At 58.7% G+C, this 19,381-nt stretch carries 16 protein-coding genes; 4 read left to right on the top strand and 12 right to left on the bottom strand.

The window, feature by feature from the left end; translation table 11 throughout:
* Positions 1–49: 49 nt before the first annotated feature.
* The 7 genes from greA to grpE all read right to left on the bottom strand — a co-directional run bounded on the left by greA (position 50) and on the right by grpE (position 10,162).
* Positions 50–526, bottom strand: coding sequence for a transcription elongation factor GreA (gene greA, locus AC0IXS_RS18900; protein ID WP_004879992.1), 477 nt, complete (start codon positions 524–526; stop codon positions 50–52).
* Positions 523–3,744, bottom strand: a complete 3,222-nt coding sequence (gene carB / locus AC0IXS_RS18895; RefSeq protein WP_025996621.1) for a carbamoyl-phosphate synthase large subunit — start codon at positions 3,742–3,744, stop codon at positions 523–525. The genes greA and carB overlap by 4 nt, the downstream gene beginning before the upstream one ends.
* Positions 3,745–3,880: 136 nt before the next feature.
* A complete protein-coding gene (gene carA / locus AC0IXS_RS18890; protein WP_004879995.1) occupies positions 3,881–5,017 on the bottom strand; it encodes a glutamine-hydrolyzing carbamoyl-phosphate synthase small subunit in 1,137 nt (378 codons plus the stop codon).
* Positions 5,018–5,290: 273 nt separating this feature from the next.
* Entirely contained in the window at positions 5,291–6,094 is an 804-nt protein-coding gene (gene dapB / locus AC0IXS_RS18885) for a 4-hydroxy-tetrahydrodipicolinate reductase (RefSeq protein WP_122425049.1), read from the bottom strand.
* A gap of 20 nt (positions 6,095–6,114) precedes the next feature.
* Complete coding sequence (dnaJ, locus tag AC0IXS_RS18880) at positions 6,115–7,254, bottom strand: molecular chaperone DnaJ (protein ID WP_004880000.1); 1,140 nt, start codon at positions 7,252–7,254, stop codon at positions 6,115–6,117.
* 326 nt (positions 7,255–7,580) lie between these two features.
* The gene (gene dnaK / locus AC0IXS_RS18875) at positions 7,581–9,533 is read right to left on the bottom strand and encodes a molecular chaperone DnaK (protein ID WP_257118501.1); all 1,953 of its coding nucleotides are present in this window, start codon (positions 9,531–9,533) and stop codon (positions 7,581–7,583) included.
* A 65-nt stretch (positions 9,534–9,598) separates the two neighbouring features.
* Complete coding sequence (gene grpE / locus AC0IXS_RS18870; RefSeq protein ID WP_004880006.1) at positions 9,599–10,162, bottom strand: nucleotide exchange factor GrpE; 564 nt, start codon at positions 10,160–10,162, stop codon at positions 9,599–9,601.
* A 269-nt stretch (positions 10,163–10,431) separates the two neighbouring features.
* Here grpE and recN point away from each other — a divergent pair, with 269 nt between their 5' ends.
* Entirely contained in the window at positions 10,432–12,105 is a 1,674-nt protein-coding gene (gene recN, locus AC0IXS_RS18865) for a DNA repair protein RecN (protein ID WP_320471023.1), read from the top strand.
* Between the two features lie 76 nt (positions 12,106–12,181).
* Here the strand turns inward: recN and fur are convergent, their stop codons facing one another.
* The gene (gene fur / locus AC0IXS_RS18860) at positions 12,182–12,589 is read right to left on the bottom strand and encodes a ferric iron uptake transcriptional regulator (protein ID WP_002555142.1); all 408 of its coding nucleotides are present in this window, start codon (positions 12,587–12,589) and stop codon (positions 12,182–12,184) included.
* 98 nt (positions 12,590–12,687) lie between these two features.
* On the opposite strand from fur, the gene AC0IXS_RS18855 reads away from it, so the two are divergent.
* Positions 12,688–13,212, top strand: coding sequence for an outer membrane protein assembly factor BamE (locus AC0IXS_RS18855; RefSeq protein ID WP_004880010.1), 525 nt, complete (start codon positions 12,688–12,690; stop codon positions 13,210–13,212).
* 64 nt (positions 13,213–13,276) lie between these two features.
* On the opposite strand, the gene AC0IXS_RS18850 is transcribed toward AC0IXS_RS18855, so the two are convergent.
* Genes AC0IXS_RS18850 through AC0IXS_RS18840 form a run of 3 tightly spaced genes read right to left on the bottom strand, consistent with a single transcriptional unit; the run spans position 13,277 to position 15,435 of the window.
* The gene (locus AC0IXS_RS18850) at positions 13,277–13,597 is read right to left on the bottom strand and encodes an RnfH family protein (RefSeq protein ID WP_191957541.1); all 321 of its coding nucleotides are present in this window, start codon (positions 13,595–13,597) and stop codon (positions 13,277–13,279) included.
* A complete protein-coding gene (locus AC0IXS_RS18845; protein WP_004880014.1) occupies positions 13,590–14,024 on the bottom strand; it encodes a type II toxin-antitoxin system RatA family toxin in 435 nt (144 codons plus the stop codon). The genes AC0IXS_RS18850 and AC0IXS_RS18845 overlap by 8 nt, the downstream gene beginning before the upstream one ends.
* Before the next feature lie 7 nt (positions 14,025–14,031).
* Positions 14,032–15,435 (bottom strand): sodium-dependent transporter, encoded by a 1,404-nt coding sequence (locus tag AC0IXS_RS18840; RefSeq protein ID WP_057408774.1) that lies wholly within the window; start codon positions 15,433–15,435, stop codon positions 14,032–14,034.
* Positions 15,436–15,548: 113 nt separating this feature from the next.
* On the opposite strand from AC0IXS_RS18840, the gene smpB reads away from it, so the two are divergent.
* Positions 15,549–16,031, top strand: a complete 483-nt coding sequence (smpB, locus tag AC0IXS_RS18835) for an SsrA-binding protein SmpB (protein WP_025996617.1) — start codon at positions 15,549–15,551, stop codon at positions 16,029–16,031.
* A 463-nt stretch (positions 16,032–16,494) separates the two neighbouring features.
* On the opposite strand, the gene AC0IXS_RS18830 is transcribed toward smpB, so the two are convergent.
* On the bottom strand, positions 16,495–17,262 hold the full coding sequence (locus tag AC0IXS_RS18830) for a GntR family transcriptional regulator (protein WP_004883375.1): 768 nt from the start codon (positions 17,260–17,262) through the stop codon (positions 16,495–16,497).
* A gap of 398 nt (positions 17,263–17,660) precedes the next feature.
* Between AC0IXS_RS18830 and AC0IXS_RS18825 the strand changes: the two genes are divergently transcribed.
* Positions 17,661–19,352, top strand: coding sequence for a lactate permease LctP family transporter (locus AC0IXS_RS18825; protein ID WP_471825432.1), 1,692 nt, complete (start codon positions 17,661–17,663; stop codon positions 19,350–19,352).
* Positions 19,353–19,381: the final 29 nt, after the last annotated feature.

Raw genomic sequence — 19,381 nt, 5'->3', positions numbered from 1 at the left:
GAACCATGAAGGCTGACAGGTTGCGCCCGCCATAAGCGGGCACCGAGCCTCAGATGTGACGAACCTCGACGATTTCGTACTCGATCACGCCGCTGGGCGTTTTCACGACAACGACGTCGCCTTCTTCCTTGGCGATCAAGGCACGGGCGATGGGCGAACCCACCGAAATCTTGCCCTTCTTGATATCCGCTTCATCCTCACCGACGATCTGATACGTGACGCTTTCGTCCGTTTCAACGTTGGCGATTTCCACGGTCGTGCCGAAAATCACCTTGCCGGTGTGAGGAATGGTGGTGACATCGATCACCACGGCATTCTGCATACGGCCTTCGATGTCACGGATACGCGCTTCGACCATGCCCTGCTGTTCACGGGCAGCATGGTATTCAGCGTTTTCCTTCAGGTCGCCCAGCTCCCGCGCCGTGCCGATGTCCTGGCTCAGCTTGGGACGGACCACCTTGGTCAGATGCGTCAATTCTTCTTCCAGGGCGCGAGCGCCCTGAACAGTCATTGGGTATTTGATCATGCCTTCAATCCTGCATGGAGATCCTGCAAGCGACGCACAGTCTTCTCTGGACCGAACTTGAGCGCTTCGCAGATGGCTTCGCCTGCTGCAATAGTAGTGGTGCAGTAAATCTTGTGCTGCAAGGCGTTGCGACGAATGGAGTAGGAATCCGCGATCGACTGACGGCCTTCGGTGGTGTTGATGATCAGGGTGACTTCGTCATTCTTGATCATGTCGACCACGTGCGGACGACCTTCGGTAACCTTGTTGACGCGGCGAACCTTCAAGCCCGCTGCTTCGATCAGCTTGGCGGTACCCGCCGTCGCAACGATCTGGAAGCCCAGACTGATCAGGTCACGCGCAACACCCGCCACCAAAGGCTTGTCATCGTCACGAACGCTGATGAATGCGGTGCCACCGGTCGGCAGCACTTCGCTGGCGCCCATCTGAGCCTTGGCGAACGCTTCACCGAAGGTGTCGCCCACGCCCATCACTTCGCCGGTCGACTTCATCTCCGGGCCGAGGATCGGGTCAACACCCGGGAACTTGGCGAACGGGAACACCGCTTCTTTCACACTGTAGAAATTCGGAATGATTTCCTTGGTGAAGTTCAGCTCTTTCAGGGTTTTGCCTGCCATCACGCGCGCGGCGATCATGGCCAGGGAAACACCGATGCACTTGGACACGAACGGCACGGTACGCGATGCACGCGGGTTGACCTCGATGACGTAGATGTCTTCGCCCTGCAAGGCCAACTGCACGTTCATCAGGCCGACAACGCCCAGTTCCAGCGCCATCTTCTTGACCTGTTCGCGCATCTCGTCCTGGATGTGAGCCGGCAGCGAGTACGGCGGCAGCGAGCACGCGGAGTCACCGGAATGAACGCCCGCCTGTTCGATGTGCTGCATGATCGCGCCGATGACCACGTCGGTGCCGTCGCAGACAGCATCGACGTCCATTTCGATGGCGCAATTCAGGAAGTGGTCCAGCAGCACCGGGCTGTCGTTGGAGACCTGAACCGCTTCACGCAGGTAACGCTTGAGTTCGTCTTCCTGGTAAACGATTTCCATCGCACGACCACCCAGTACATAGGATGGACGCACGACCAGCGGATAACCAATCTTGGCGGCAGCACGAATTGCTTCGTCTTCGCTGCGCACAGTTGCGTTTGGCGGCTGACGCAGATTCAGACGCTCGACCATCTGCTGGAAGCGCTCACGGTCTTCTGCACGGTCGATGGCGTCAGGGCTGGTGCCGATGATCGGCACGCCTGCGGCTTCCAGCGCACGAGCCAGTTTCAGCGGCGTCTGGCCACCGTACTGGACGATCACACCCTTCGGCTTCTCGACGCGCACGATTTCCAGTACGTCTTCCAGCGTGACCGGCTCGAAGTACAGACGATCGGACGTGTCGTAATCGGTGGAGACCGTTTCCGGGTTGCAGTTGACCATGATGGTCTCGTACCCGTCGTCACGCAGCGCCAGAGCGGCATGCACGCAGCAGTAGTCGAACTCGATGCCCTGGCCGATACGGTTTGGACCGCCGCCCAGAATCATGATCTTGTCGCGCGTCGAAGGGTTGGCTTCGCACTCTTCTTCGTACGTCGAGTACAGGTACGCGGTGTCGGTCGCGAACTCGGCTGCGCAAGTGTCAACGCGCTTGTAGACCGGGAACACTTCCAGCTTGTGGCGATGCGTACGCAGGTTCTTCTCGGTCACGCCCAGCAGCTTGGCCAGACGGGCATCGGAGAAGCCCTTGCGCTTGAGGCGGAACATCAGGTCGCGGTCGATGGCCGACAGACCCAGTGTCTTGACCTTTTCTTCGTCCTTGATCAGATCTTCGATCTGGACCAGGAACCAGGGGTCGATCATGTTCATGGCGAAGATATCTTCGACGCTCATGCCGGCGCGGAAGGCGTCAGCGACGTACCAGATACGCTCGGCACCCGGAACGGTCAGTTCGCGCTTGAGGGTGCTCATGCTTTCCGGATGGCTCAGATCGAGCTTCGGATCAAGGCCGCAGACGCCCACTTCCAGACCACGCAGAGCTTTCTGCAGGGATTCCTGGAAGGTGCGACCGATGGCCATGACTTCACCCACCGATTTCATCTGGGTGGTCAGGCGAGCATCGGCCTTGGCGAACTTCTCGAACGCAAAGCGCGGCAGCTTGGTGACGACGTAGTCGATGGATGGCTCGAACGACGCCGGGGTCTTGCCGCCAGTGATGTCGTTGGACAGCTCGTCCAGCGTGTAGCCAACAGCCAGCTTTGCCGCGATCCTGGCAATCGGGAAACCGGTCGCCTTGGAAGCCAGTGCCGAGGAACGCGAAACACGCGGGTTCATCTCGATCACGACCATGCGGCCAGTATCCGGGCAGATACCGAACTGGACGTTGGAGCCACCGGTTTCAACGCCGATCTCGCGCAGTACCGCCAGGGAGGCGTTACGCAGGATCTGGTATTCCTTGTCGGTCAGGGTCTGTGCTGGCGCCACAGTGATCGAGTCACCGGTGTGCACGCCCATCGGGTCGAAGTTTTCGATGGAACAGACGATGATGCAGTTGTCCTTTTTGTCGCGGACAACTTCCATTTCGTACTCTTTCCAGCCGATCAGCGATTCGTCGATCAGCAGTTCCTTGGTTGGCGACAGGTCCAGACCACGTGCACAGATTTCTTCGAACTCTTCACGGTTGTAAGCGATACCGCCACCGGTGCCGCCCATGGTGAAGGACGGACGGATGATGCAAGGGAAGCCGAGGCGCTCAAGAACAGCATTGGCTTCTTCCATCGAGTGGGCGATGCCGGAGCGCGGGCAGTCAAGACCGATGGATTTCATCGCCTTGTCGAAACGCGAACGGTCTTCAGCCTTGTCGATGGTGTCAGCGTTGGCACCGATCATTTCGACGCCAAATTTCTCCAGAACGCCTTCGCGCTCCAGGTCCAGCGCACAGTTCAGCGCAGTCTGGCCACCCATGGTTGGCAGCAGTGCGTCCGGACGCTCTTTCTCGATGATCTTGGCAACGGTCTGCCACTTGATCGGCTCGATGTAGGTAGCGTCGGCCATGGCCGGGTCGGTCATGATGGTGGCCGGGTTGGAGTTCACCAGGATGACGCGGTAACCCTCTTCGCGCAGAGCCTTGCAGGCCTGGGCGCCGGAGTAGTCGAATTCACAGGCCTGGCCGATCACGATGGGGCCGGCGCCGAGAATCAGGATGCTTTTAATATCTGTACGTTTTGGCATGGGTTGTCACTCAAATCCGCAGGTCAGTCGGCAAGCCGTCTTGAACATTTCATGGAGGTGGCCTGGGTGGCAGCGACCGGATGTGTTGTCCGGGTCCAGCCAGGTCACCTGCTTACTACAGTCTCAAGGCAACCGGTCAGCGTCGCTTGGCCATGGCTTCGATAAAGCGGTCAAACAGCGGTGCGACGTCGCTCGGGCCAGGGCTGGCTTCAGGGTGACCCTGGAAGCTGAAGGCGCTCTTGTCGGTACGCTCGATACCCTGAAGGGTGCCGTCGAACAGCGACTTGTGGATGGCGCGCACGTTGGCTGGCAGCGTGGCTTCGTCTACCGCGAAACCGTGGTTCTGGCTGGTGATCATGACGACACCAGTGTCCAGATCCTGAACCGGGTGGTTGGCACCGTGGTGGCCGTGACCCATTTTTACGGTCTTGGCGCCGGAGGCCAGCGCGAGCAGCTGGTGACCCAGGCAGATGCCGAAAACCGGGGTTTCGGTTTCCAGCACTTCCTTGATCGCAGTGATCGCGTAATCGCAAGGCTCTGGATCGCCAGGACCGTTGGACAGGAACACGCCGTCCGGGTTGTAGGCCAGAACGTCCTTGGCAGGCGTCTGCGCCGGAACCACGGTCACGCGGCAGCCGCGCTCGACCAGCATGCGCAGGATGTTCAGCTTCACACCGTAATCGTAGGCAACCACGTGGTAAGGCAGCTCGGACGCAGCGATTTCAGCATGGCTGTCGGTCTTCAGGTCCCAGACGCTGGAGCGCCATTCGTAGGTGTCCTTGGTGCTGACTTCCTTGGCCAGATCCATGCCCTTGAGGCCTGGGAAGCCGCGCGCGGCTGCAATAGCGGCTTCTTCAGAGATGTTGTCACCGGCCATGATGCAGCCGTTCTGTGCGCCTTTCTCACGCAGGATGCGGGTCAGGCGACGGGTGTCGATACCGGCGATGGCGACAACGTTGTTGGCTTTCAGGTAGTCGTCCAGCGACATCTTGTTACGCCAGTTGCTGGCGACCAGAGGCAGGTCACGGATGACCAGGCCTGCGGACCAGACGCGATCAGACTCGGCGTCCTCAGGCGTGGTGCCGGTGTTGCCGATATGGGGGTAAGTCAGGGTAACGATCTGCTGGGCATAGGAAGGATCGGTAAGGATTTCCTGATAGCCTGTCATTGCGGTGTTGAACACCACCTCACCAACGGTCTGACCGTCGGCTCCAATGGCTTCGCCGCGAAAAATGCTGCCATCAGCAAGGGCGAGTATGGCTGGCTTAGTCAAGAAGACCTCCCGTAAATAAAGCCTGAAAGGGCGTTCGCAGGTTGCAAAAAAGCGGAATGACGTAGATACGTCACCCCGCTTTCTTATAGAATCATCTGCGCGCTTTTAGTGGACACACTAAAGCTGTAGCTTACAGAAAAGGCCCATTTTGGTCTACCACCAATGTGCCTGAAATGCGGGGAAATGCGACAGCGGGTTGAAGCGAATCAGTCAGTAAAAGGCCGAATCCCGCAGCGTGTACGAAATCCGGCCTGTTAACTGCAGATGCAAGGATCAATGCAGATCCAGCACATCCTGCATGTCATACAGCCCCGGCGCCTTGCCATCGAGCCACATCGCGGCCCTCACGGCACCCTTGGCAAACGTCATGCGACTGGACGCCTTGTGGGTGATCTCGACACGCTCACCATCGGCAGCAAACAGCACCGTGTGATCACCGACCACATCACCGGCGCGAATTGTCGCAAAGCCGATGCTCTGACGATCACGCGCGCCGGTCTGGCCTTCACGACCATAGACCGCAACCTTCTGCAGGTCACGCCCCAACGCACTGGCAACCACCTCACCCATGCGCAACGCAGTGCCTGACGGCGCGTCGACCTTGTGACGGTGATGCGCTTCGGTGATTTCGATATCGACGTCATCACCCAGAACCCGGGCCGCCGTATCGAGCAACTTCAGACACAGGTTGACGCCGATACTGAAATTGGCGGCGAACACGATCGGGATTTCCTTGCCCGCCTCAACCAGACGCTGCTTTTCCTCAACGCTGAACCCGGTCGTGCCAATGATCATGGCCTTGCCCGCCTTGCGGCAGAACGCCAGATTCTTGAGCGTTACCGACGGATGCGTGAAATCGATCAACACATCGAACTCGTCTGCGACCTTGGCCAGATCACCTGACAAAGGAACACCGATACGACCCAGCGCAGCCAGTTCGCCAGCGTCCGCGCCAACCAGCGTGCTGTCAGGACGATCGATCGCAGCGGTCAACCCGGCGCCGGGCGCCTGCTGAATCGCTTCGATCAAGGTTTTACCCATGCGCCCGGCGGCGCCCACTACAGCAATACGTCGCATGCCGATTTCCTTAGATAACCTTACAAATCACCGAAGAAGCGCTTCACACCCTCAAACCAGCCACTGGCCTTGGGAGAGTGGGACTCATCATTCTCAAGCGACGTGCGGAACTCTTCCAGCAGCTCGCGCTGACGCTTGCTGAGGTTGACCGGGGTTTCGACCGCCACGCGACACATCAGGTCGCCCGCACCGCCACCGCGTACCGGAGCAACACCCTTGCCGCGCAGACGGAACTGCTTGCCGGTCTGGGTACCCTCGGGGATCTTCAGCTTGACGCGACCGTCGAGGGTCGGCACTTCAAGCTCGCCACCCAGCGCTGCATCGGTAAAGCTGATGGGTACTTCGCAGAAAAGGTGCTTGCCGTCACGCTGGAAGATGTCGTGTTCACGCACGTTGATCACAACATACAGATCGCCGGTCGGACCACCCTGAACGCCCGCCTCGCCTTCGCCGGACAGACGAATGCGGTCGCCGGTATCGACACCTGGCGGCACTTTGACGGAGAGCGTCTTGTACTCTTCGACACGGCCTTCGCCATGGCACGAATCGCACGGATCGGAAATGATCTTGCCGTGACCATGGCAACGCGGGCAGGTCTGCTGCACAGAGAAGAACCCCTGCTGCATACGCACCTGACCGATACCGCCACAGGTCGGACACGTGACCGGCGAAGAGCCCTTCTTCGCGCCACTACCATCACACGGCTTGCAGTTGACCAGCGTCGGGACGCGGATACTGACCGTTGTGCCGCGAACTGCCTCTTCGAGATTCAGTTCGAGCGTGTAGCGCAGGTCGCTGCCACGCTGGGCACCACCGCGTCCACCGCCGCCAGCTCTGCCACCACCGAAGAAGTCACTGAATACATCACCGAAGATATCGGAGAAGTTCGCACCGCCAGCGCCACCACCAAAGCCTCCGCCGCCGCCCATGCTCGGGTCGACACCGGCATGACCGTACTGATCGTAGGCTGCACGCTTACTGGCATCGGACAGGACTTCGTAGGCCTCGTTGGCCTCCTTGAACATCTCTTCCGACGCTTTGTCATCAGGGTTGCGGTCAGGGTGATGCTTCATCGCCAGACGACGGTAAGCCTTTTTCAGCTCCGCCTCGCTGGAGCCTCGCTCCACTCCCAACACTTCGTAATAATCACGCTTTGCCATAATTCTTCCGCACTCTTGAGGACGTTCGGCAAGACCCTCCTGAGCCTCGCCAAACTCGTTGAGCCCCATACAGGCCCGGACCCAACTCACGTCAATTCAACGATCCTGGTCTTCGTTCAACGGCCAGAAACATCCGACCGAGAAAGCGGCAGAATGAGTCGCCACGCAGGAGCATCGCGATCTTGCCACATGGCATTCGGACCGAAATCCGCCTGCCGAAATTTTGCCTGTTCCAGACACGCCAACGCGGGAGCAAGCTCCCGCGCGGCGACATCCTACCAGCCACCACTCGAAAGAGGTCAACCGGCTTGCAAGTGAGCCTGCGCTTACTTGTGGTCTTTCACTTCTTCGAACTCGGCGTCGACAGCGTCGTCAGCCTTGGACGGTTCGTCAGCAGGCTTGGCCGCTGCTTCCGGGTTCTCGGCCTGCTCGGCGTACATCTTCTGAGCGATTGGCGCGGAAACCTTGGACAGCTCCTCAACCTTGGCTTCGATGGCAGCCTTGTCGTCGCCTTTGACAGCGGCTTCCAGAGCGACCACTGCAGCTTCGACTGCGGTCTTCTCTTCGGCAGTCACTTTGTCGCCTGCATCGGAGATCATCTTGCGAGTCGAGTGGACCAGCGCATCACCCTGGTTACGGGCAGAGGCCAGCTCTTCGAACTTGCGATCTTCTTCAGCGTTGACTTCAGCGTCACGAACCATCTGCTGAATTTCTTCCTCGGACAGACCGGAGTTGGCCTTGATCACGATGGACTGCTGCTTGCCGGTGGCCTTGTCTTTCGCGCCTACGTGCAGAATGCCGTTGGCGTCGATGTCGAAGGTCACTTCGATCTGTGGCACGCCACGTGGAGCCGGTGGAATCTCGGCCAGGTCGAACTTGCCCAGGGACTTGTTCTGACCGGCTTGTTTACGCTCACCCTGCAGCACGTGAATGGTCACAGCGCTCTGATTGTCATCGGCAGTCGAGAACACCTGGGATTTCTTGGTAGGAATCGTGGTGTTTTTCTCGATCAGCGCAGTCATCACGCCGCCCATGGTTTCGATACCCAGGGTCAGCGGGCTGACGTCGAGCAGCAGAACGTCTTTGACATCACCGGCCAATACCGCGCCCTGGATGGCAGCACCCATGGCAACCGCTTCGTCCGGGTTGACGTCTTTACGCGCTTCTTTGCCGAAGAACTCGGTCACCAGCTTCTGCACCAGCGGCATACGGGTCTGACCACCGACCAGAATCACGTCGTTGATGCTGCCGATGTCGATGCCAGCATCCTTCAATGCAATGCGGCAAGGTTCGATGGTGCGCTGAACCAGGTCTTCAACCAGCGATTCCAGCTTCGAACGAGAGATTTTCACGTTCAAGTGCTTTGGACCGGTCGCATCGGCAGTGATGTACGGCAGGTTGACGTCGGTCTGCATGCTGGAGGACAGCTCGATCTTGGCCTTTTCAGCAGCTTCTTTCAGACGCTGCATCGCCAGAGGGTCGCCCTTCAGGTTCATGCCGCTTTCTTTCTTGAATTCGTCGACGAGGTAGTCGATCAGACGAATGTCGAAGTCCTCACCACCCAGGAAGGTGTCGCCGTTGGTGGCCAACACTTCGAACTGGTGCTCACCGTCGACTTCAGCGATTTCGATAACCGATACGTCGAAAGTACCGCCACCCAGGTCATAAACGATGACAGTGTGGTCGCCCTTCGCCTTGTCCATACCGTAGGCCAGAGCGGCAGCGGTAGGCTCGTTGATGATGCGCTTGACGTCCAGACCCGCGATGCGGCCGGCGTCCTTGGTCGCCTGACGCTGGCTGTCGTTGAAGTAGGCAGGAACAGTGATGACCGCTTCGGTAACAGCTTCACCGAGGTAGTCTTCAGCGGTCTTCTTCATCTTCTTCAGGATTTCAGCGGAAATCTGAGGAGGCGCCATTTTCTGGCCATTCACTTCAACCCAGGCGTCGCTGTTGTCAGCCTTGACGATCTTGTAAGGGACCATCTGGATGTCTTTCTGAACGACTTCTTCGTCAAAACGACGGCCGATCAGACGCTTTACTGCGTACAGCGTGTTGTGCGGATTGGTTACAGCCTGACGCTTTGCGGACTGACCGACCAGGATTTCACCATCGTTGGCGTAGGCAATGATCGACGGCGTGGTGCGAGCGCCTTCAGCGTTCTCGATAACCTTGGCCTTGCCGTTTTCCAGAATGGAGACACAGGAGTTTGTAGTCCCCAGGTCGATACCGATAATTCTGCCCATCTTGACTCTCCCGAAACTTTGATTTGGTTGCCGCAACTGCGTTTACAAATTGCGGTAGCTCTTAAACGCTTGACCTGTAAATGGGGGCCTTGCAGCTGATTTCAAGCCTGCTCGTCAATTGACGGCGTAACAGGCGACGGTGCCTTGCTGACCACGACCATGGCCGGGCGCAGCAGACGACCATTGAGCTGGTAACCCTTCTGAAACACTTTGAGCACCGTGTTGGGCTCTACATCTGCACTTTCCTGCATGGCCATTGCCTGGTGCTGTTCGGCACTGAATGGCTGACCATGCGGGTCGACGGCTTCCAACTGATAACGCTTGAGGGTGTCCTGAAACATCTTCAAGGTCAGCTCGATACCTTCACGCATCGGGCGAATGCTCTCGTCGTCCGGACTGGACAGCTCGATACCTCGCTCCAGACTGTCGATGATCGGCAGCAGATCACCGGCAAATTTTTCCAACGCAAACTTGTGAGCCTTTTCAACATCCTGTTCAGCGCGGCGGCGGACATTCTGCAGATCCGCAGCCACTCGCAGGGATTGGTCCTGCGCGGCAGCCAGTTGCTCTTCGAGCACTTGCACACGGGTCGTCAGTTCGTCGCCCGCGCCTGCTTCGGCAGCCTGGTCCTGGCTCTGCGCATCCAGATTCTGTTCGTCAGCCATAAGTGTTCTCCTTTAAAAACGTCCGCGAACCCAACTCGCGCTTCTGCCCCCTATATGGGATCGGAATTTTCGGCTTCAAGGGCAGACAGCACTGGATATGTGCATTTCCTCACAAAAAAATGGGGAATAAACAGGCACAGAAAATGGACGCCCATCGCTGTGCGGACTAAAAAACAAGAAAGACCAATCAAATCGAGCTAAGCCAAGGCATTGTCAGCGGCAAATAAAACACTGTATAAATAACCAGACAAATAGCTCGGGAGCCGCTCATGCTGGTGCACCTTTCCGTACATAACTACGCCATCGTCGAACACCTCGATCTCGAGCTTGATCGAGGCATGAGCGTAATCACTGGCGAAACCGGCGCTGGCAAATCCATCATGCTCGACGCGCTGGGCCTGACGCTGGGCGACCGGGCCGACAGCGGCGTGGTTCGTCCGGGTGCCGACAAGGCCGACATCCTCGCCACGTTCGATCTGGAAGACATTCCCGAAGCACAGGTCTGGCTCAAGGAGCGCGACCTGGACAATGACGGTCCCTGCATCCTGCGCCGGGTCATCACGGCAGAAGGCCGCTCGCGCTCGTACATAAACGGCTCGCCCTGCCCTCAAGGCGACCTGAAAGCGCTTGGCGAACTGCTGATCGACATTCACAGCCAGCATGAGCACCAATCTCTGCTCAAGACCGATACCCATCGCCGCCTGCTCGACGAATACGCAGGCGCGACCGATCTGGCGCGGCAGGTTCAACTGGCGGCACAGCGCTGGCGTCAGACCCGGCAAGAGCTGGAACGTCTTTCCAATTCGGGTGACGAGCAACGGGCACGTCACCAGTTGCTCAGCTATCAGCTGGAAGAGCTGGAGAGCCTCAGCCTGGGCGAGAACGAGCTGGAGCAACTGGAGCAGGAACACAAGAACCTGACCAATGCCGAAAGCCTGCTGAGCATTTGCCGACAAGTCGTGGAGCAATGCAGCGAGAGCGATTCCGGCAACGTGCTCAATGCCCTGACGGCCAGCCTGCATCGCCTGGGCAGTGTGAACAACTCACCTACTGCGCTCAGCGAAGCCACTGATCTGCTGTCCAGCGCCCAGATCCAGGTAGAAGAAGCCGTCGGAGAGCTCAATCGCTTTCTCGACCATTTCGACGCTGACCCAGCCAGACTTCAGCAGCTTGAAGAACGGCTCGATGCTATTTATACACTCGCACGCAAACACCGCATCCAGCCCAACGAAGTGGCGACCCTGCAGCAGAAGTTGCTGGATGAAATCGAAACGCTGAATGCCAACGATGAATCCATCGAGCGCCTGGAGCATGAGGTGCAGGCGTTTGCCCGCCACTATCAGGAAAAGGCTCGCGAACTGAGCGACCTGCGTCACACCTCGTCGACCCGACTGGCCAGTGCCGTCGAGCAGGAGATTCATCGACTGGGCATGCCCGGCGGTCGCTTCCAGATCGAATTGAAGGCCATTCCCGGCAGCGAGCCTCATCCTCATGGCCTGGAACACGTCGAACTGCTGGTCAGCGCCAACCCCGGTCAGCCGCTCAAGGCGCTGGCGAAGGTGGCGTCGGGTGGCGAGCTGTCACGAATCAGTCTGGCGATCCAGGTCATCACCGCCCAGACTTCTCGTATACCGACGTTGGTATTCGATGAAGTCGATGTGGGGATCGGTGGCCCGACGGCCGAGATTGTTGGTCAACTGTTGAGACGCCTGGGCGAGCGTGGACAGGTCATGACCGTGACTCACCTGCCGCAGGTCGCGGCACAGGGTCACCAGCACCTGTTCGTGCACAAGGTCAGAGATAACGATGCGACACGCACTGCCGTGTCGAAACTGACCAAGGCCGAGCGCATAGAGGAAGTGGCGCGCATGCTGGGCGGCATCGACCTGACCAAGGAATCATTGGCACACGCCAAAAAGATGGTCATTACCGCTAAAAACTGATCGACAGAGCGCCGATCCGGATTCATGGACCATAGAAAGCACAAAGGCGACACTGAGGTCGCCTTTGCAGGTGTGCTTACGCCTTTTTGTTGCGCACGTAGAGCACCAGATTGTGGTCCACCAGATCAAAGCCGTGTCGTTCGACGATGGCTTTCTGAAGCTTCTCGATCTCTTCGTCGAAGAATTCGATCACCTCGCCTGACTCCACGTTGACCATATGGTCGTGGTGGCCGCCATCAGCCAGTTCGAACACAGCATGACCACCATCGAAATTGTGGCGAACCACCAGTCCAGCGGCTTCAAACTGAGTCAGAACACGGTAGACCGTGGCCAGACCGACATCCTCGCTCGCCTCCATCAATGCCTTGTAAACATCCTCGGCACTCATGTGGCGCTGCTCGGCAGAATCGAGCATTTGGAGTATTTTGACCCGCGGTAGGGTCACCTTGAGTCCTGCTTTACGTAGTTCGCTATTTTCAACCATGGTCAGCTTTCTCGCAGACGCTGCTTCGCAGCTTCTCTTAATGCAGGTATGATCGGGGTTTACGTTGTCCCAGCCAAGATAGTGGAAGTCGCCCACCGATGCAAAACACCAAGCTCTTGCTAACCAGTTTCACCTTCGTGGGACTGCTCGCACTCGCCGGTTGTTCATTCCCCGGGGTTTACAAAATCGACATCCAGCAGGGTAATGTCGTCACGCAGGACATGATAAACCAGTTGCGCCCCGGAATGACCCGGCGGCAAGTACGGTTTATCATGGGCAACCCGTTGCTGACCGACACCTTCCACGCCGATCGGTGGGATTACCTGTACAGCCTTCAGCCAGGTGGCGGTGAGCGCCAGCAGGAGCGCGTCAGTCTGATTTTCAATGAAAGCGATCAGTTGGTCAGCCTCTCAGGGGACTTCATGCCAGGCGTGAGCCGCGATGAAGCGATCCTCGGCAAGGACGGCGATACCACCACCGTGCCGGTCGAGAATCAGCCTCAGCAGCCGCCTGAAGAGCCGGCCAAACCGGGCTCGTTGCTGGACAAGATCCAGAAAGACGTCGACAGCGTCGAGACTGTACCTGTTCCGACCCAGGAGCCACTGGACGTCAACCCTCGCTGAAGCCAGACGCTCGAAGAAAAGCCCGGCATGCCGGGCTTTTTTGTGCGTTACGTTCAGTAAACATTCAGCTGGCAGTGGGCGGCACCCTGTTCTGACGGGCCTTGGCCGCACGCCGACGGCGCGCTTCCATGGGATCGGCCAGCAACGGGCGATATATCTCGATTCGCTCCCCCGCCTCGACACAACGCACGGAAGGGTCGCTGACCACCTTGCCGAAAATGCCGACTGGACAGCCCGCCAGGTCCAGTTCTGGAAACTGCCGATCAATACCGGAAGCAGCCAGCGCCTGTCGCACAGATGAGCCAGCAGGCACTTCCACACTCAGCAATGCCTGACGATCGACGGCGGCATAGACCACCTCGACCGTTATCAGCGTGTCAGACATGCAACTGCTTGGCGCGCTGGCAGAATGCGTCCACCAGGGTATTGGCAGCCTGATTGAACAGCGGCCCCAGGGTTGCACGCACGATCGGACCTGCGTAGTCGAAGGAAAGATCCAGGCTGATCTTGCAGGCCTTTTCACCCAACTGCTTGAACGTCCAGACGCCGTGCAATTGCTCGAAAGGGCCTTCGACCAGATCCATCACAATCGACTCGCCTGGTATCAGCGTGTTTCGCGTCACGAATTGCTGGCTTAACCCGCCTTTTGCGATTTCCAGACTGGCGCGCATCTGCTCGTCACTGGATTCAAGAACGGTTGCCGACGAGCACCACGGCAGAAACTCCGGGTAACGCGCGACATCATTGACCAGGTCGTACAGGAAACGAGCCGGATACGGCAAAAGGGCAGAACGTTGAATATGCGTAGTCATGTGAGCGTCATTTCCAGAGCTGAGCGGCAAACACCACAAGAATGCCGAGCGGCGCCACGTAGCGCATCAAAAAGAACGTCAGGCTGAACAGCAGCGGGCTGCGAATCGACAACTCATCGCGCACCGCTTCACGGCCCATCACCCAACCGGCGAATACTACAAAACACAATCCACCCAGCGGCAACATGATCCGCGAGGTGAGGAAATCGATGACTCCGAAGAAGTCCAGGCCATTGGATGCGCCCCACTGGTAGAGATGAAAAGCGCCCCCATCGTTCACGAAAAACTTGGCCTTTTGCCAGATATTGAACGAGAACACGGTACCAAGGCCAACAAACCAGCAGCTGAAGGCCAGCCAGAACGTGACCCAGGCACGACGAACACCGGTGCGTTCCACCAGATACGCAACCATCGGCTCAAGCAGGGAAATCGCCGAACTCCAGGCGGCCACTGCCACCAATACAAAGAACACTACGCCCATCAACTGACCGAACGCTACGTTACCGAACGCGAATGGCAATGTTACGAACATCAGGCCAGGCCCCTCACTCGGGTTCAGACCTGCGGCAAAAACAATCGGGAATAGCGCAAGGCCCGCCAGCAACGAAACGAAGGTATCGAGCAGCGCAATGCCAACCACCGTGGTGCTGATCGACGCGCCCTTGGTCATGTACGCACCGTAGACCATGATCGAACCGACACCCACGCTCAGCGAGAAGAACGCATGCCCCATCGCGGGCAACAGGCCGTCGAGGACCTTGTCCGGGTTGAAGTCGAACATGAAATGCACGCCTTCCATGAAGTGCCCGGTAGTCAGGCTGTAGCCCAACAGAATCAGCATCAGCAGGAACAGCATCGGCATCATGATGCGCAGACTGCGCTCAAGACCGGCCTCGACGCCCTTACCGATCACGACCGCCGACAGCAGCATGAAAACCGTATGCCAGAGAATCAGGCGCCAGGGATCGGCAATCACGCCACCGAAGTAAGCGCCGACCTGATCAGCCGTTACGCCCTGAAAGTCACCGCGCCCCATGTCGATGATGTAGTCCAGCGACCAGCCGCCGACCACACTATAGAAGGAGAGGATAAGCAGCGCCGTGATCATTCCGGCGAACGCGCCCCAGGACCAGCGCGCCGAATGACCGGCCTCGACAGCCAGCGTCTTCAGGGCATTGGCCGGGCTCAATCGTGCGCGACGACCGATCAGCGTCTCCGCCATCATGACGGGGACGCCGATCAGCGCGATGCATGCCAGAAACACCAGCACGAATGCGCCGCCGCCGTAGGCACCGACCATGTAGGGGAATTTCCAGATACTGCCCAACCCGACGGCAGAGCCGGTAGCAGCCAGAATGAATACCCAGCGGCTTGCCCAGCTACCGTGGACCGAGACTTTGTCTGTCGACATGACTGAAACGCCCAACCAAAAAAGAGCGCGCATTGTCCGGGATTCAACCATTGTGCTCAAGCACACGCTTTCCCGTAGCCGACATTGAAGCAACTCCCTATAATGCGCCCCCTATGGCTAAGCTCAAGAAACACCCTACAGGGACCATCGCGCAGAACAAGAAGGCGCGACACGATTACTTCATCGAACACAAGTTCGAGGCCGGTCTGGTCCTGGCTGGCTGGGAAGTAAAAAGCCTGCGTGCCAACAAGGTACAGCTGGTCGACAGTTACGTGCTGCTCAAGGATGGCGAGGCATGGCTGATGGGCTGCCATATCACGCCGCTCAAGACAGCCAGCACGCACGTCATCGCTGACCCGACACGCACCCGCAAACTGCTGCTGAACCAGCGCGAGCTCGAAAAGCTCATCACGTCTGTTCAGCAGAAAGGCTATGCCTGCGTGGCCCTCTCCCTTTACTGGAAGCAGCACTTGATCAAGTGCGAAATCGCTCTGGGCAAAGGCAAGAAGGAATACGACAAGCGCCACACCGAACGCGAACGCGACTCGGACCGTGAGCTGCAGCGCGCCGTGCGCAGCAAGGGCAAGGACGACTGAGCCCCGGAACTGATCGTTCCCATGCTCCGCGCTCATCGTTATACACAAGTCCGTCTCGACACTGATCGTGCCCATCGCTCCGCGTGGGCATGCCTCCCGTGACGCTCCGCGTCACAAATGGCACAGACTGAGGATTCAGTTAGCCGAGCGCATGACGTGGATAACGCTGGAGCTTGGCCACGCATCTGCGCCACATTCAAGTGCGGACGCGGAGCGTCCTGAGCGGCATTCCCACGCGGAGCGTAGGAACGATCAGCGTGATCTCAAGCACGCCGATCATGCCCAGCTTGTGCTCCGGGTTATACCCGAGTCTTGCTGCGACCACGGGGGTATGCATTCAGTCAGTCACTTTCGTTTAGGCCCCCGTTTTGCGCGTCTTGCGGACTTGTGTATAACGATGAGTGCTCCGCGTGGGAATGCCTCTCAGGACGCTCCGCGTCCGGGCTGCATGCCAACACCGATATCACATCGTATTACGCCGCTCCGCCCGGGCCGTGCGCTGAACCTGCTGCCTGACTTCTTCCAGCACTTCCTGCACATACGTCAGGTGCCTGCTCGACACCTCGCGCGCGTCCTCCGCACGACCTTCAATGATCGCCATGTACAGCTCCCGATGCTGCTTGATCAGCATGTCGCGGGTTTCCGTGCGCTGTTTGTACATGCCGCCAATGTTGATCACCACATTGCGCTTGAGCAGGTCGAACAGGCCACGGATGGTGTGCAACAGGACGGCGTTGTGGCTGGCCTCGGCAATCGCCAGGTGGAAGCTCGCATCGGCTGCGCCCTCCTCGGCCCGGCTGACCTCGTCGGCCCGCGAATAACAATCCAGCAGTGACTCGAACGCCACGCGCAGACGCTCGCGGTCCATCTCGGTGGCGCGCATCGCTGCGTAATACGCGCAGGACGCCTCCAGCGTGTGACGAAACTCCAGCAGATCGCGCTGCGCATCGGGGCTGCTTTCCAGCAAGTGCAACAAGGGGTCGCTGAACGTCGAGCCGATATTCTCGACCACATAATTGCCGCCGCCCTGCCGACTGACCAACAGGCCCTTGGCCGTCAGTTTTTGAATCGCCTCGCGCAACGACGGGCGCGATACACCGAACTGCTCGGCCAACGCTCTTTCCGCCGGTAAACGCCCACCCGATTTGAGGGTGCCTTCCAGAATCATCTTTTCCAGCTGCTCGACGATATCGTCGGACAAACGGCGCTGACGCACCTGATCAAAGCCCATAGCACTTACTCCAACGTCCCGGCTCACTGCCGGGCCCGCGTATTCTGGCTGATTGCCGCCACCAAGGCACCTGTCCAATTCAGCCGAAAACCCTGTCTGGCACTGCCCTTCCAGAGCCCATGCGACAAAAGTCATGGCCCCGCAAATTGACACACCAATCACAAGGCCTCTAATCTAGCCAGCAGACATTGTAAATTGGTATTACCAATTATCCAATGCCAGCGTTCGGCGGTTGATCTCCGTGGCGCTGCAAGGCCTTTCGAACAGAAAGCCTTGAGCTGGTGAGCTGTGCGATTCAATCGTCAGCATCGACCAGACGCTCGCCAACCCGACGTCGAATCGAAGCCGCGCACACAGAACACCGGGCCTTACCAACAATAATTAAGGGGCCTCCCGACATGCAGACATGGCAACAGCTCTACACACCGCTTGGCAGCCTCGGCCTTTCCGCCGCAGCCGCACTGATCCCGATCGTATTCTTCTTCCTGGCACTGGCCGTATTCCGGCTCAAAGGCCATATCGCAGGCAGCATTACCCTGGCGCTGTCGATGCTGGTGGCGATCTTCGCCTTCCAGATGCCGACCGACATGGCGCTGGCAGCAGCAGGCTATGGATTCGCCTACGGACTGTGGCCCATCGCGTGGATCATCGTGGCGGCCGTGTTTCTCTACAAACTGACGGTCAAGAGTGGTCAGTTCGAGATCATTCGCAGCTCGGTCATGGCCATCACCGATGACCAGCGTTTACAGGTATTGCTGATCGCCTTCTGCTTCGGTGCCTTTCTGGAAGGTGCGGCGGGTTTCGGGGCACCGGTCGCCATCACCGCCGCCTTGCTGGTGGGCCTCGGCTTGAACCCGCTCTACGCCGCCGGCCTGTGCCTGATCGCCAACACTGCGCCGGTTGCGTTCGGCGCGCTGGGCATTCCGATCATCGTGGCAGGACAGGTCTCTGGACTGGATGCATTCAAGATCGGTGCGATGGCAGGTCGTCAATTGCCCTTCCTGTCGATCTTCGTACCGTTCTGGCTGATGTTCATGATGGACGGTGTGCGTGGCGTAAAGGAGACCTGGCCCGCCGCGCTGATCGCAGGCACCACCTTTGCGATCACCCAATTCCTGACCTCCAACTTCGTCGGACCGGAACTGCCGGACATCACGTCGGCACTGGTCAGCATCGTCTCGCTGACACTGTTCCTGAAAGTCTGGCAGCCGCAGCGCGCATCCGACACAGTCGTGGTCAGCGGCGGCTCGGCAGTGATCATGGGCGGCCCGGGCGGACTCAACAAACCCCGCGCTTCGGTGGCGTCGCCCTACAGCCTCGGCCAGATTATCAAGGCCTGGTCGCCGTTCCTGATCCTGACCGGCATGGTCACGATCTGGACACTGAAACCGTTCAAGGCGCTGTTTGCCGCCGGTGGCGCCCTACAGGCCTTCACCTTCAACATCCCGGTGCCGCACCTGGATCAGTTGGTGATAAAAACCGCCCCGATTGTCGCGAACGTGACTGCGATGCCTGCGGTGTACAAGTTCGACCTGATCGCCGCTTCGGGCACCGCGATTCTGTTCTCGGCCATCATCGCGATGCTGGTCCTGCGCATTACTCCGAAGATTGGTCTGACCACTTTCAAGGAAACCCTGATCGAGCTGCGCTGGGCAATCGTGTCCATCGGCATGGTGCTTGCTTTTGCCTTTGTCATGAACTACTCAGGCATGTCCTCGACCCTGGCGTTGGTTCTGGCCGGAACAGGCGCGGCCTTCCCGTTCTTCTCGCCGTTCCTCGGCTGGCTGGGCGTGTTCCTGACCGGTTCCGATACCTCAGCCAACGCGCTGTTCGGCTCGCTGCAGGCCACCACCGCTCACCAAATCGGCGTCAGCGACGTGTTGATGGTCGCTGCAAACTCCAGCGGCGGCGTGACCGGCAAGATGATCTCGCCACAATCCATCGCCGTGGCCTGCGCTGCGACCGGGCTGGTCGGCAGGGAATCGGACCTGTTCCGCTTCACGCTCAAGCACAGCCTGTTTTTCGCCACCATCGTCGGCTGTATCACCTACGCCCAGGCGTACTGGTTCACCGGCATGCTGGTTCATTGATACCTGAATGAAGCACCACTGGCGCCGAA

It is taken from the genome of Pseudomonas sp. AC016 (assembly GCF_979253365.1).
The sequence above is the reverse complement of the archived record's forward strand: the minus strand, read 5'-3'. Positions and strand labels throughout refer to the sequence as shown.